This window comes from Brevundimonas aurantiaca, assembly GCF_904830995.1.
Taxonomy (GTDB): domain Bacteria; phylum Pseudomonadota; class Alphaproteobacteria; order Caulobacterales; family Caulobacteraceae; genus Brevundimonas; species Brevundimonas aurantiaca.
On record NZ_CAJGVD010000001.1, the window covers coordinates 882082 to 894591 of the forward strand.

Consider the following 12510-nt stretch of genomic DNA (forward strand, 5'->3'; position numbering starts at 1 on the left):
CTATCTCCGCCATCTAGCTCGTCGCCTGGTCTTCGCCGACCAGTGCAACGCTGTAGAAGCCGTTATCCTGCAAGGCGTTCATGACCTGCATGAAGTCGCCGTAGCGGGTGTTTTGGTCAGCCCGAATGAAAATCCGCTCATCGGCCGGGTTCCGGGAGCCGATCTGTTTGGTCAGATCTTCTCCCAGCGTTCCGATGCTGGTCTGGAAGTCGCCCACAAAGACGTCGCCGTCGTTCTGGATCGAAATATAGACCGGCTTGGGCGGGTTCGGGGCCGCCTTGGCGACGGCGATCGGCAACTCTACCGGCACCGACACGGATGCGAGCGGAGCCGCAACCATGAAGATGATGAGCAGGACGAGCATGATATCAACGAAAGGCGTGACGTTGATATCGCTGTTGGCCTCGACCTGGCTGCCGCCGCCGCCTGATTTAATCTTGGCGGCCATCCGTCTTACGCCCCCTTGTCGAGTTGACGCGAGATGCCGTTCAGCAGCTCAGCGGCGAAACCGTCGGCGCGGGTGCCGTAGGCGGCGATGCGGGTGTTGAAGTAGTTATAGAAGACCACGGCCGGGATAGCGGCGAACAGGCCGATACCGGTGGCCAGCAGGGCCTCGGCGATACCCGGAGCAACGACGGCCAGGTTGGTCGTGTTGGATTCCGCGATGCCGATGAAGGAGTTCATGATGCCGTAAACGGTGCCGAACAGACCGACGAACGGACCGGTCGAACCGACCGAGGCCAGGAACTGCTGACCGCCCGACAGGCGCTTGGCCAGGCCCGACTGAACGGCGGCGACGGCGGCGGTGGCGCGGCCCATGGCGTTGTCCAGGTGGTCGCCGGTGACCGAAAGGCCGGCTTGACGCGACATTTCGATTTCGTCGGTGGCGGCGGCGGCCATGTCGGCCAGCGGGTTGCCGTCATATTCTTCCTGGGTGGCGACGGCGCGCATGTCCGCGATGGTGCGGGCGCCGCGGAAGTTTTCCAGGAAGTTGTCGGTCTTGCGGTTCAGGGCGCCGAACTCGAACAGCTTGATGAGCAGCAGGGTCCACGACAGGATCGAGGCCAGCAGCAGGCCGATCATCACGACCTTAACGATGATCGTGGCTTCCATGAACATGGAGATCGGGGTGATGCCGCCCGAATGACCGCCGCCGACGGATTCGCCGACGGTTGAGGGGTTGGCCGCATCGGCGGCCGGAGCCATGGCCGTCGGGGCTTCGGCGGGCGCGGCGGCCGGGGTCGGCTCGGCCGGGGCCTGGGCCAGAACCGGCGAGCTCGCCATCAGGACGGCCGCGCCGGCCGCGGCGAGAAGGATGTTCGTCTTTTTGCTGTTCAGCATAGTTCGCCAGTTCCTGCTTGGTCTGACTCGTGGAACCAAAGGTGCGGCCGTGTCAAAGGGCCGCCCCCCAACCTGAAATGTTTCCTTCAGAGGCCATGTCCCTGCGGGATCGCCGGCCGCTGAATTCTTGGATGGAGACATATGCGGTCGCCCGTACTGCCTCCGATGTTCGAACCGCGGGAGAACACGCCTCCTAGAATCCGTTTGACGCCTTAATGGGAGGGCGTCCCAACCCCTTTGACGAACCCTTACCGGAGCGTCAAGGGACAACAGCCGGATTTCGCCTTTGGGGAGAAGGTTCATGCGAATCTCGCCCTTTTGTCGCGCCCAGAATGGCGCAGCACGACATTTTTGTGATGCTAATCTGTAGATTAGGGGAAGCTTGTTCGAAAACGCGCCTCGGCGCAGTTTTTAACTCTTTCAGCAGCGTTCCGCAGGTCATCCGCCCCGCGAGTCGCCGATTGCACGCGACGATCGCACGCATGAAGGCGCTTGCCGGGAAAAGATATGAGATCTGGGAAGCCCCGAAGGGAAAATGGTGCCTGGAGGCGGATTCGAACCACCGACACGCGGATTTTCAATCCGCTGCTCTACCAACTGAGCTATCCAGGCGCCGACGCGGCGTCGCGAGAGGCGGGTCTATAGGCGACACTTTTCGCACTGTCCAGCGCCGTTTCAGTCCTTTTCGTCATCCTCCTTCAGCCCCTCTTCCAAGGGAACCGGAATGACGTAAGCCCCACTGAACCAGCGTTGCAGATCCACCTCTGAACAGCGGCGCGAGCAGAAGGGCCGATATTTGGGATCGGCCTCGGCCTTTCGGCAAATGGGACAGGCGCTCATGGTTCAGCCTTCTTCTATATGGCCCCGGCCGGGCGGCAGGGCGTCGTCGGACCGCAGGCCGGCCCTCGGCCCCAGCCGGGCGATCAGGGGCGCGGCCAAGGCGGCCTCCTCGGGCGCGCAGCGGACGCTCAGCCTCGGCGTCGTCGTTTCGCTCAGCAGCCGCCGACGCAGCGCCCGAACCAAGGCCAGGGCGCGCGTGGCGACCGACGGTCCGCCGCCGTCGAACAGTCGTTCCTCGACCGGCGTCATGCGCCAGGGCAGCGACATCTGCAGCAGGCCGAACCGGCTGATCGGGCCGAAGACGGCCTGCGGTTCATGGGAAAAGGCGGCGCGGGCGATGCGGGCTTGAGCCTCCGCGTCCTGCCCGTCCCCGACCAGGTCGATGACCACCAGCCCGCCCCACTGTCTGAGACCGATCAGCCGCGCGGCCTGATGGAGCCCCTCTCGGTTGGCGGCCGCCCGCCCCTGCCGCGCGTCTCGACCGGGACTGGGCGCATAGTCGATGTCGACGGCGACCAGGGCGCGCGTCCTTTCCAAGGCGAGATCGACGCCATGGGCCGCGCTGCCCCATCGGGCGGCTAAGGCCTCTTCCTCCGCTTCCACAGCGGCGTCGATGGCGGCGACGCCCTCGATCAAGTGACTATTCGGAGCCAGGGCCTGGAGACGTTCCGCCACGCCGGGCGCGGCTTGCAGCAGACGCGGCGCGCCCTCCCCCGGCCCCAGACGACGCACGACCGGCCCCTTGCCGGCGCGGGGTTCGGCGATCACCACCACCTCCAACCGCTCGCCCTGATCGACGCGATCCTTCCGATTCAGCGGCAGGAAGGCCGGCGGGCCGGCGCCCAGGTCCATGAAGGCGCCGCGAAGGCCTGGAATGACGTCGGTCACACGGCCTACGGCCCGCGCGCCCAAACGGCACTGAGGGACGTCGTCGTCGCGATGGATGATCAGATGGGTGTAGCGGCCTTTCCGGGACGCCACGCCGCGGATTTCGCCAGGCGTGTCGTCGAGGAAGACCTCGACCGCGCCGCTCATGCGCGCCAGCCGACGCCGTGCAACAGTTGGACGGCTTCGTACAGGGGCAGCCCCATGACCGAGGGATGGCTGCCGACGATCCGCTGAACGAAGGCGCCGGCCGGGCCCTGGATGCCGTAGCCCCCGGCCTTGCCGCGCCAGTCGCCCGTCGCAACATAGGTCGCGATCTCATGATCGGACAGCGGTTTGAAGGTGACGCGGGTCTCATTGACCCGTACGGCCGTCCTGCCGTCGCGCACCACCGCCACCCCTGTGAAGACGCGATGGTTGCGCCCGGACAGCAGTTTGAGGAAACGTGCGGCCTCGGCCTCGTCCGCCGCCTTTTCGAGAAACCGACGACCGACCGCGACCACCGTGTCGGCGGCCAGAACGACGGCCTGGGGGCGACGCGAAGCGACCACCTGGGCCTTGGAGGTCGCCAGCCGCTCGGCCAGACGCGGCGGCGTCTCCCCCTTCAGCGGGGTTTCGTCGATATCGGCAGGGTCGATGTGATCCGGCTTGAGTCCCACCTGCGCCAGCAGTTCGATGCGGCGTGGGCTGGACGAGGCCAGCACAAGCTCCAGACGCCCTTCCGACACGAAAACGACGCCGCTCCTTATTTGAAGCGGTAGGTGATGCGACCCTTGGTCAGGTCGTAGGGGGTCATTTCCACCAGGACCTTGTCGCCCGCCAGCACACGGATGCGATTCTTGCGCATCTTGCCGGCGGTGTGGGCGATGATCTCGTGGTCGTTCTCGAGCGTCACGCGGAAGGTGGCGTTCGGCAGCAGTTCGCTGACGGTGCCGGGAAACTCGAGCAGTTCTTCCTTAGCCATGCGGCCTCTCGCGCCCGGTTGATATGCGTTCAGCCCCACGCCGGGCGGGCGCGAGGGGCGGAATGGAGGGGCCTAATGCCCCAAAACGGCAAGATAGTCGAGGTCAGCCGCGACGGTAGAGGGCGCACAGCAGGGTGAATAGCCGCCGCGCCGTCTCCTGATCGACTGCGATCTTGCCTTCCAGGCGGTTCATCAGCTGTTCCGCCCCTTCGTTATGCAGTCCCCGTCGACCCATATCGACGGATTCGATCTGGCTGGGCGAGGAGCCGCGCAGGGCTTCATAATAGCTGTCGCAGATCAGCAGATAGTCTTTGATGACGCCCTTCAGCGGCGTCAGGCTGATGGCGTAGGTGCGGGCGAACGCCTCGCCCGTGACGTCGAACACCAGACGATTGTCCTGAAGCGACAGCTTCAGCCGGTAGGACCCGCCCTCTGCGCCGACGGGTTCAAAACTGTTTCGTTCGACCAGATCGAAGATGGCGACGCGGCGCTCGTGTTCGATCTCGGCCGTCGCCGCCGGCAGGGTGGCGGCGTCCAGCTCGACGGACGCCAGCTTGTGGGGGGCGCTCATACCGTCTTCCCTTCGTCCAGCCCTGCGTCGTCCAAATGGGTCGGCGCCATTCGGGCCGGCCAGCGCTCGGATATGTCGGTGACGACGGCGTCCAGGCATTCGACGTCGATTCTCAGATCACCGCCCCCGGCGAACATCAGTATGACCCGACCGCTCGGCGCCTCGGTCGGGATGAAGTCGAGCGCCAGCAGTTCCAGCGTGGCGTCCGGATTGCGCGGCAACCGCCGGCTCTTTACCCCCATGACATCGCCGAACTGCATGGCGGACATGACGCGCGTTCCGCCGCATTCCCAACAGAAGCGGCTGAAGGCGATGGTCAGGGTGCGCGCGCCCTTTTCCCAGACGATGTCGATCGGCCGGAGTATGGCGTCCTGAAGGGCGGCCGAAATGATCTGCAGATCGTCGGCGTCCTCGGCCAGCAGACGCAGCGGTTCGACCGCCGTCTTGGCTTCGGACAGGGCGCCGTCGATCTCCGCTGTCATCACTCCATCCCTTCGCTGTGACCCTTGATCCGCCGAATCTCTGCGCCGCAGGCGCCGAGCTTTTGTTCCAAACGCTCGAACCCGCGATCCAGATGATAGACGCGACCGACGGTCGTTTCGCCTTCGGCGACCAGGCCGGCGATGATCAGGCACATCGAGGCGCGCAGATCGGTGGCCATGACTTGGGCGCCGTGCAGCGCCTCGACGCCGTGCACACGGGCCTCGCCCGCATGGACGGAGATGTCGGCGCCCAGCCGCGCCAGTTCCGGCACATGCATGAAGCGGTTCTCAAAGATCGTCTCCCGCACCGTGCTGACGCCCTCTGCCGTGGTCATCAGGGCCATGAACTGGGCCTGCAGATCGGTGGCGAAGCCCGGATAGATCGCCGTCTCGACATCGACCGCCTTCAACCGGACCTTGGGATCGCGCTTGATCAGAACGCCGTCTTCCGTCGGCGACACCTCGACTCCGGCCTCGATCATCTTGTCGGTCAGGGCGCCGATCAGATCAGCCCTGGCCTTGGTCAACCGGACCTCGCCCCCGGCCATGGCGGCGGCGACGGCGTAGGAGCCCATTTCGATACGGTCGGGAATCACCGACCAGGTCGTCCCGGTCAGGGACGAGACGCCGGTGATGGTCAGGACGTCGGTGTCGATCCCCTCGATCTTGGCGCCCATGGCGGTCAGACAGCGCGCCAGATCGCCGATCTCGGGTTCACGCGCGGCGCGGCGCAGCACCGTCGTGCCCTGGGCCAGAACGGCGGCCAGCAGGGCGTGTTCGGTCGCCCCGACGGAGACGAACGGAAACTCGATCTCGGCGCCCTTCAGGCCGGACGGCGCCTTGGCGGTCACATAGCCTTCCTCCAGCTCGATCTCAGCGCCCAGGGTCGTGAGCGCCTGAAGATGCAGATCAACCGGCCGGGCGCCGATGGTGCAGCCGCCGGGCAGGGACACCTTGGCCTCGCCGGTGCGGGCCAGAAGCGGGCCCAGCACATTGAAGGAGGCCCGCATCTGGCGGACCAGGTCATAGGGAGCGAAGGTCGATGTCAGGGTCTGGGCGTGGAACAGGCTCTCCTGCCCATCAGCGCCGTCGCGCTCGGTCACCTCAATGCCGAACTGACGCAGCAACTGACCCAAGAAGCGGGTGTCGGCCAGCCGCGGCATATTGGTCAGCAGCAGGGGTTGATCCGTCAGGATCGAGGCGGCCATCAGCTTGATGGCGGAATTCTTGGCGCCGCTGACGGGGATCTCCCCGAAGAGCTGAGCGCCGCCCTGAATGGCGATACTGTCCATGACGTCCTTGAAGCGCGCCCGAAGGAAACGCCTCGGGGGGAGGGTTCTCTAGCAAGCCGGCGCGCGCTTGCCAAAGGGCGGAGCGTCCGCCGGGCGATGACTTTCAGTTGCTGTCCTTGGGCGCCGCCGGGGTTCGGGCGGGCGCCTTGCGGCGTCGCAGGTTGGCGCGCAGGGCCGCCGCCAGGCGAATGGCGCGTTCGGCCTTGGCCCGCGCCGCCTCGGACGGCGCGCCGGCCTCTGGCGTCAAGCTGGGCGAGGTCTCGACGGGCGGGGTGTCGGTGTCGTGCGGCGGACGAGTCATGGGCTTAGAATGCCGTGATAACGGGGCTTGTCCAAACTTTCTTTCAGATCGTCAAAAAGCCGCTTCCCTCCCCCGAACGGTTTGGCTATACGGCCGCTTCCTCAGTCGGGGCCGCCGTAGCTCAGTGGTAGAGCGCATCCTTGGTAAGGCTGAGGTCGTGGGTTCGATTCCCCCCGGCGGCACCATCTGAGACGAAAAAGGCCCGGCGAAAGCCGGGCCTTTTGCTTGATGGAAGGCCGCGCCGCTTCAGTCCGAAGCCGTCGCGCCTGGCGGCCAGGCCGCGCCGTCTTCAGCGTCCCGGTCCTTGCTCCAGCTGAAGCCCATCGACAGGGACTTGCGGCTCGAATCGCCGCCGTAGCCGCGCACCCGCCCGTAAGGCGGATAGAAACCAGGCCCCCGAAGTCCATAGCCGTAAGCCTCATAGCCGTAGCCCCAGGGTTCGTTGCGCCCCTCGCGATAGGCCAGGTCCAGACGCCCGTTTTCGCCGATCGGCATCGAGACGGCGGCGCCATAGCTGCGATAGCCGCCGGTGCCGACGCCCGCCTCGACCATGCCGTGCATCTGGCGGTCGTCCATGGGGCCTTCAGGGAGGCGCTCCTGAAAATCCACGCCGGGGGTTCGGTTGCTGAGCCAGGCCTGGATCTGCTGTTCCGTGGTCATCCCATGGGGCTGAGCGTCCTGCGCGGTCGGCGCAGGCGCAGCGGCTTCCGGGGCGGCGGCCATGGCCTGGGCCAGGGTCGGGGCGTTGGTCGGGGCGGTCGCGACGACGCCGTCAGGATCGCCGTCCGCGCCTGCGCCCGAAGCTGCGAGCGCCAAGCTCGCCACAAGTCCTGCCATCAGCATGGGCCGTCTCCTTCCACCTCATCCTAGCACGCCGATTGCGGCCATGGTCAGGCGTTTCCGTCGCCCCGTCGCAACGGGTCCGGCAAGGGTTCGCCTTCGGGCACGAAGGTCAGAGCGACCGAGTTGATGCAATAGCGGTTTCCCGTCGGCGGCGGGCCGTCGGGGAAGACGTGGCCCTGGTGGCTGCCGCAGCGGGCGCACAGGGTCTCGATGCGAATCATCCCGTAGCTGGTGTCGCGCACCTCATGGACGTGGGCCGGATCGACAGGTTCGGTGAAGCTGGGCCAGCCGGTTCCGCTTTCGAACTTGGTGCGGCTGCGGAACAGGGGCAGGCCGCATTCCCGGCAACAGAAGACGCCCGCGCGCTTTTCGCCCAGCAAGGTTCCGCAGAACGGCGCCTCTGTGCCGTGGGACAGGAGGACGCGCTTCTCCTCGGGGTTCAGGTCCGCCTCCAGCCGGGCGCGTTCCTGATCATCGGGCGGCGTCAGATCATAGCCGGCCGAGGAGCGTCGGGGGGCTAGGGAATCGGAAAGGTCGATATCGGTCATGACCCCGAAATAGGAAGGGGCGGGCCGAGGTTCCACCCCGACCCGCCCCCTTCAGATCCGATCGCCGAGACGTCCTATTGGAACAGGCTGGCGACCCAGGCGCGCACGGCCGTCTCGTCGGCCGCATCACCCGAGTAAGCCAGGCCCTGCGTCGGCGTGTACGGGGCGTCATTGCCGCGCTGGCGGGTGGTCCAGGCCTTATGGCCATAGGTCAGCTCCGCGTAGTTCGACGGCAGACGCAGCACGGTCGGCTCGATGAAGATGGTGTCCTCAGCCGTGGTTGATCCCGCCAGACGCACGTTCGGCAGGCGGGTCAGCAGATCCAGGGTGTCCAGGCAGCCCCCGCTGCAGCCGGCGTCCACCAGAACGACCACGGGTCCGGCGACCGGATTGGCCGCGCCGGTGTCCGGCACGGACGGACGACCCGGCATGGTGAAGGTCGCCTGATTGGCCGCCAGGGCCGAATCGAAGGCCGCCACGATGGCCTGGGTCTGGTCGATCACTGCGCTGGATTCCTGCACGAAGCGAGGATCGGCCTGCATGCGGCCCAAGGTGTCGACGAACCACTGGCGATTGGCCGGGGTGGCGCGATAGGTGATGGAGCCGGCTTCCGGCTGGCGGCTGACGGTGAACTCCGGCGTCCAGATGCGATTGGCCAAGCCGTAGCCGCGGCTGGTGGCGTTCAGCGACGACCCGTCGGCGCCGCGCAGATCGATCACCAGGCCCTGCGATCCGCGAATGGCCGGCAGCTGCGCCTCGACGGCGGCGAAGAAGGCGTCCCAGCCGGCGTCGTCGGCCAGACTGTGGACATGGACCCAGGGACGACCGTTGACGGTCTCGACGGCCAGCGGCGTCGCCGGCGGCACATAGACGGTCGCGCGATAGGCGGCTTCCAGCGACGCCGCGTCGGCGGGTTGCGGCTGCATCTGGAACTCGCGGTCTCGGCGCCCGACCTTGAAGCTGCACAGCGACGGCACGCCGCCGGTGAAGGGGTTGTTGCGGTTCCACAGCAGATAGGGGGCGGTGCGGACGCGCCCGGCTTCCGTCGTCAGATCGCCTTCCCAACGGTCCAGCCGCTCTTCGGCCAGTTGAGCCGCAGTCTTGTCGCCGCACTTGACCAGGGTCGAGCCGACAGGCGGCAGGTTTCGAACGCCCGGCTTGACGTAGGAGACCACATATTCGCCGTTGCGCCAGGCCGTCGTCAGGCCCGGCCAGCCGATGGCGAAGAAGGGCCCCTGCCCTTCATAGGTCGGCCGGATCACGGTGTTGGAATCGCGGAATCCGTTCGCATAGTAGCGCAACAGATAGGCGTGGCTGTCCCCGCTGTTGACGCGGCCGACGCGGCCCATGGCGTCCTGATAACCGGCGTCGATCCAGTTGCGGAAGGTTTCGCCCGGCGCGCCGGGAATGACGGCGGCCGGATGGTTGGCGGCCAGGGCGTCTCGGGCGGCCTGAAGGTCTTGCTGGGCCAGTGCGCGGAAATCCTGGGCCGATGCGGCTCCAGCCGCCAGACTGAGGGACATGACGGCGGCCGAGGCGGCGGCGATCAAGCGGTTCATGGAGGCTCCTGGGCTCGGATTCTAAAGCGAGGTGGCGCCGTTAAACCTTATGGCCGCCGGGCTTGCCAACCCCCATCGGCGCCCTTTGGCGCGATTGTCGCATCCCGCGCCGAGCGCCGATACGGCTCAGAGTGGCGGGGAACTTTCCGTTACCGGACCGAATATCTGTCGGAAGCTGTTCTTCAACGCCGCATCCGCCTCATCCATCGTGGCCAGGATTCCCAGGTCCACCAGGCTGGTCACCCCGTGGTCCTGGATGCCGCACGGCACGATGCCGCCGAAATGCTCCAGGTCGGGCTCCACGTTCAGGCTGATCCCGTGGAAGCTGACCCATTTGCGGACCTTGACCCCGATGGCGGCGATCTTGTCCTCGCGCGACCATCCGGCGCCCTTGCGCTCGACCCAGACCCCGACCCGGCCCTCGCGCACCCCGGCCTCCACGCCGAACCGGTCCAAGGCGCCGATCAGCCATTGCTCCAACCCACGCACGAAACCGCGCACGTCCTTGCCGCGCTGGTTCAGGTCCAGCATCACATAGGCCACGCGCTGACCCGGTCCGTGATAGGTGAACTGCCCGCCGCGCCCCGTGCGATGAACGGGAAAGCGCGCCGCATCGAGCAGATCCTCGTCCTTGGCCGACACTCCGGCCGTATAGAGGGGCGGATGCTCCAAGAGCCACACCAGCTCCGCCGCCTCCCCCGCCGCGATGGCGGCGACGCGAGCCTCCATGAACGACTCGGCGGCGGCGTAATCGACATAGGTCGAAGAGACGGTCCATTCGACCGGGCGGCCGTCGCCGCGACGCAGCTTCTGAAGGTCGGGACTTAACGGGTCGGCAAGCATAAGGCTTCAATGTGCAGGCGGAGGCGTTTCCGCAAGGGACGACCTCTTAGTGAACGAGAGCGCCCGTGTCCCAGATCAACGCCGTCAACGTCGAAATCTCAGTCGTGCTGGGGCGTATGGTGCTGCCGATGTCCCAGCTGCTGAAGATGGGTCGGGGCGCGGTGATTCCGCTGGATGCATCCGAGGGCGACGAAGTTTGGATCCTGGCGAACAACCACCCCGTCGCGCGCGGCGAGATCGAGATTCGCGACGACCGGATCGCCATCACCGTCACCCGGCCCGCCGACGTCTATGACTTCATGGCCGGCGCGGCCTGAGGTCCGAACGGCGTCAGCCGCACAAAGCGCGCTCGGGTCAAAAGAGAGACTTTCCTTTTCCAGCGGCTTCGTCTATTCGCCGCCGCTCCGATGCGAGCGGTCGTGGCGGAATTGGTAGACGCGCAGCGTTGAGGTCGCTGTGGGGCAACCCGTGGAAGTTCGAGTCTTCTCGACCGCACCATCTGGCTAAACAGGGCGATTCATCGGCTAACTACGGCTGGACATTCTACCAAGGGAGGCGACCACGTGAGCAACACGGACACCGCCTTTGCTCCAGCCGAAGCGCCTGAAGCCGAAGACCACGCCGCCCTGGACGAGGACTACGTCCTCACGCCGCAATTCGTCGAAAAAGTCGTGGACGCCGCTGACGACGGCGACGGCATGCGGCTGCGGTCGCTGCTGGAAGATCTTCACCCCGCCGACGTCGCCGACCTGATGGGCTTTCTGACGGCCGAGCACCGCGCCGTCGTGGTGCTGTGGCTGCCGCCGGAGCTGCTGGCCGAGACCCTGCCGGAACTGGACGACGGGATTCGGGAAGAAGTGCTGGAGCGGGTGCCGCACGGCACCCTGGCCGAGGCCCTGCAGGAACTGGATTCAGACGACGCCGCCGCCGTGGTCGAGGATCTGGAGGACGATCAGCGCGAACGGGTTCTGGCCGCCATGCCTGACGTCGATCGCGCCGCGATCGAAAGCAGCCTGGGTTATGAGGAAGAGTCCGCCGGCCGCCTGATGCAGCGCGAGGTGATGGCTGCGCCCCAGTTCTGGAGCGTGGGCGACACCATCGACCACATCCGCAAACAGGGCGACGACCTGCCGGAGCTGTTCTTCGACATCTATGTGGTCGACCCGCTGAACCGCCCCGTCGGCGGGGTCCCGATCAGCGGCCTGCTGCGCGCCCCGCGCAGCGCCGCCCTGTCCGACCTGATGGAGCCGATCAATGAGATCGCAGTCGATCAGGACCAGGAAGAGGTCGCCTACATCTTCGAAAAATACCACCTGATCTCAGCGCCGGTCGTGGACGCGGCCGGCCGGTTGGTCGGCCAGATCACTGTCGATGACATCGTCAACATCATTCAGGAAGAGAACCGCGAGGACATCCTGCGTCTGGCCGGTGTCTCCGACGAGGATCGCGGCTCGTCCGTGACCGAGATCGTGCGCGGCCGCGTGCCTTGGCTGGCCATCAACCTGGCGACCGCCGCCCTGGGCGCCAGCGTGATCGGCCTGTTCGAGGGCACGATCCAACAAATTGTGGCCCTGGCGGTCCTGATGCCCATCGTCTCGGCCATCGGCGGCAATGCAGGCACCCAGGCTCTGACCGTCACTGTCCGCGCCCTCGCGACCCGCGAACTGAACTCCGCCAACGCCACCCGCACGTTTTTCCGCGAACTGGTCGTGGGCCTGGCCAACGGCCTGATCCTGGCGCCCCTGATCGGCGTCGCCGCGGGGATCTGGTTCCGAGATGAGGACTGGAAGATCGGCGTCGTCATCGCCGCCGCCATGATCCTGAACCTGCTGGTCGCGGCCTGTATCGGGGTTCTGACGCCCCTGACCCTGTCGAAGCTGAAGTTCGACCCCGCCGTCTCCTCGGCGGTGTTCGTGACCGCCACGACCGATTTCTTCGGCTTCCTCATATTCCTGGGTCTTGCGACGATCGTTCTGTTGTAAACGCTTGGCCCCAGGCTTGCTGCGGGACGGCTCAGGGCCGAGCCGTCGTCTCGCTTTGG

16 protein-coding genes and 3 tRNA genes are annotated in these 12510 nt (G+C 66.4%); 4 read left to right on the plus strand and 15 right to left on the minus strand.

Translation table 11 applies throughout. From position 1 onward, the window contains the following. Nucleotides 1-13: 13 nt before the first annotated feature. The 11 genes from JMT67_RS04420 to JMT67_RS04470 all read right to left on the minus strand — a co-directional run bounded on the left by JMT67_RS04420 (nt 14) and on the right by JMT67_RS04470 (nt 6676). The gene (locus JMT67_RS04420) at nt 14-448 is read right to left on the minus strand and encodes a biopolymer transporter ExbD (protein ID WP_054766056.1); all 435 of its coding nucleotides are present in this window, start codon (nt 446-448) and stop codon (nt 14-16) included. 5 nt (nt 449-453) lie between these two features. Further along, nucleotides 454-1341, minus strand: a complete 888-nt coding sequence (gene exbB / locus JMT67_RS04425) for a tonB-system energizer ExbB (protein WP_054766057.1) — start codon at nt 1339-1341, stop codon at nt 454-456. A 536-nt stretch (nt 1342-1877) separates the two neighbouring features. Then, nucleotides 1878-1953: transfer RNA gene (locus JMT67_RS04430), tRNA-Phe, on the minus strand. A gap of 63 nt (nt 1954-2016) precedes the next feature. Further along, complete coding sequence (locus tag JMT67_RS04435) at nt 2017-2181, minus strand: DNA gyrase inhibitor YacG (RefSeq protein ID WP_082382714.1); 165 nt, start codon at nt 2179-2181, stop codon at nt 2017-2019. A 3-nt stretch (nt 2182-2184) separates the two neighbouring features. Beyond that, complete coding sequence (locus tag JMT67_RS04440) at nt 2185-3216, minus strand: ribonuclease E/G (RefSeq protein ID WP_201462787.1); 1032 nt, start codon at nt 3214-3216, stop codon at nt 2185-2187. Beyond that, entirely contained in the window at nt 3213-3794 is a 582-nt protein-coding gene (locus JMT67_RS04445; RefSeq protein ID WP_201462788.1) for a Maf family protein, read from the minus strand. Before JMT67_RS04445 ends, JMT67_RS04440 begins: the two co-directional genes overlap by 4 nt. Nucleotides 3795-3811: 17 nt before the next feature. After that, nucleotides 3812-4030, minus strand: coding sequence for a translation initiation factor IF-1 (gene infA / locus JMT67_RS04450; protein ID WP_008261544.1), 219 nt, complete (start codon nt 4028-4030; stop codon nt 3812-3814). 103 nt (nt 4031-4133) lie between these two features. Beyond that, nucleotides 4134-4601: a UPF0262 family protein gene (locus JMT67_RS04455; RefSeq protein ID WP_054766060.1), complete on the minus strand. Its 468-nt coding sequence runs from the start codon at nt 4599-4601 to the stop codon at nt 4134-4136. Beyond that, nucleotides 4598-5083: a DUF2948 family protein gene (locus JMT67_RS04460; RefSeq protein ID WP_183217078.1), complete on the minus strand. Its 486-nt coding sequence runs from the start codon at nt 5081-5083 to the stop codon at nt 4598-4600. The genes JMT67_RS04455 and JMT67_RS04460 overlap by 4 nt, the downstream gene beginning before the upstream one ends. Further along, the gene (murA, locus tag JMT67_RS04465) at nt 5083-6375 is read right to left on the minus strand and encodes a UDP-N-acetylglucosamine 1-carboxyvinyltransferase (protein WP_201462789.1); all 1293 of its coding nucleotides are present in this window, start codon (nt 6373-6375) and stop codon (nt 5083-5085) included. Before murA ends, JMT67_RS04460 begins: the two co-directional genes overlap by 1 nt. A gap of 103 nt (nt 6376-6478) precedes the next feature. Further along, complete coding sequence (locus JMT67_RS04470; protein WP_054766063.1) at nt 6479-6676, minus strand: hypothetical protein; 198 nt, start codon at nt 6674-6676, stop codon at nt 6479-6481. Nucleotides 6677-6786: 110 nt separating this feature from the next. Between JMT67_RS04470 and JMT67_RS04475 the strand changes: the two genes are divergently transcribed. Continuing rightward, a tRNA-Thr gene (locus tag JMT67_RS04475) sits at nt 6787-6861 on the plus strand. 61 nt (nt 6862-6922) lie between these two features. Here the strand turns inward: JMT67_RS04475 and JMT67_RS04480 are convergent. The 4 genes from JMT67_RS04480 to lipB form a co-directional block, all read right to left on the minus strand. Next, a complete protein-coding gene (locus JMT67_RS04480; RefSeq protein ID WP_233455794.1) occupies nt 6923-7519 on the minus strand; it encodes a hypothetical protein in 597 nt (198 codons plus the stop codon). Nucleotides 7520-7566: 47 nt separating this feature from the next. Continuing rightward, on the minus strand, nt 7567-8067 hold the full coding sequence (gene msrB, locus JMT67_RS04485; RefSeq protein ID WP_201462790.1) for a peptide-methionine (R)-S-oxide reductase MsrB: 501 nt from the start codon (nt 8065-8067) through the stop codon (nt 7567-7569). 74 nt (nt 8068-8141) lie between these two features. Continuing rightward, nucleotides 8142-9626 carry a hypothetical protein gene (locus tag JMT67_RS04490; protein ID WP_201462791.1) on the minus strand — a complete coding sequence of 495 codons (1485 nt, stop codon included), beginning with the start codon at nt 9624-9626 and terminating at the stop codon, nt 8142-8144. Between the two features lie 126 nt (nt 9627-9752). Next, nucleotides 9753-10469, minus strand: coding sequence for a lipoyl(octanoyl) transferase LipB (gene lipB / locus JMT67_RS04495; RefSeq protein WP_201462792.1), 717 nt, complete (start codon nt 10467-10469; stop codon nt 9753-9755). A gap of 65 nt (nt 10470-10534) precedes the next feature. Here lipB and JMT67_RS04500 point away from each other — a divergent pair, with 65 nt between their 5' ends. The 3 genes from JMT67_RS04500 (at nt 10535) to mgtE (ending at nt 12451) form a co-directional block, all read left to right on the plus strand. Next, on the plus strand, nt 10535-10786 hold the full coding sequence (locus JMT67_RS04500) for a FliM/FliN family flagellar motor switch protein (RefSeq protein WP_183217073.1): 252 nt from the start codon (nt 10535-10537) through the stop codon (nt 10784-10786). A gap of 96 nt (nt 10787-10882) precedes the next feature. Continuing rightward, a tRNA-Leu gene (locus JMT67_RS04505) sits at nt 10883-10967 on the plus strand. Nucleotides 10968-11032: 65 nt separating this feature from the next. Further along, nucleotides 11033-12451 carry a magnesium transporter gene (mgtE, locus tag JMT67_RS04510; protein WP_183217071.1) on the plus strand — a complete coding sequence of 473 codons (1419 nt, stop codon included), beginning with the start codon at nt 11033-11035 and terminating at the stop codon, nt 12449-12451. Nucleotides 12452-12510: the final 59 nt, after the last annotated feature.

Coding starts and splice junctions, on each gene's coding strand:
- JMT67_RS04420 (WP_054766056.1), bottom strand. CDS start 448: ATGGCCGCCAAGATTAAATCAGGCGGCGGCGGCAGCCAGGTCGAGGCC.
- exbB (WP_054766057.1), bottom strand. CDS start 1,341: ATGCTGAACAGCAAAAAGACGAACATCCTTCTCGCCGCGGCCGGCGCG.
- JMT67_RS04435 (WP_082382714.1), bottom strand. CDS start 2,181: ATGAGCGCCTGTCCCATTTGCCGAAAGGCCGAGGCCGATCCCAAATAT.
- JMT67_RS04440 (WP_201462787.1), bottom strand. CDS start 3,216: ATGAGCGGCGCGGTCGAGGTCTTCCTCGACGACACGCCTGGCGAAATC.
- infA (WP_008261544.1), bottom strand. CDS start 4,030: ATGGCTAAGGAAGAACTGCTCGAGTTTCCCGGCACCGTCAGCGAACTG.
- JMT67_RS04455 (WP_054766060.1), bottom strand. CDS start 4,601: ATGAGCGCCCCCCACAAGCTGGCGTCCGTCGAGCTGGACGCCGCCACC.
- JMT67_RS04460 (WP_183217078.1), bottom strand. CDS start 5,083: ATGACAGCGGAGATCGACGGCGCCCTGTCCGAAGCCAAGACGGCGGTC.
- murA (WP_201462789.1), bottom strand. CDS start 6,375: ATGGACAGTATCGCCATTCAGGGCGGCGCTCAGCTCTTCGGGGAGATC.
- JMT67_RS04470 (WP_054766063.1), bottom strand. CDS start 6,676: ATGACTCGTCCGCCGCACGACACCGACACCCCGCCCGTCGAGACCTCG.
- JMT67_RS04480 (WP_233455794.1), bottom strand. CDS start 7,519: ATGCTGATGGCAGGACTTGTGGCGAGCTTGGCGCTCGCAGCTTCGGGC.
- msrB (WP_201462790.1), bottom strand. CDS start 8,067: ATGACCGATATCGACCTTTCCGATTCCCTAGCCCCCCGACGCTCCTCG.
- JMT67_RS04490 (WP_201462791.1), bottom strand. CDS start 9,626: ATGAACCGCTTGATCGCCGCCGCCTCGGCCGCCGTCATGTCCCTCAGT.
- lipB (WP_201462792.1), bottom strand. CDS start 10,469: ATGCTTGCCGACCCGTTAAGTCCCGACCTTCAGAAGCTGCGTCGCGGC.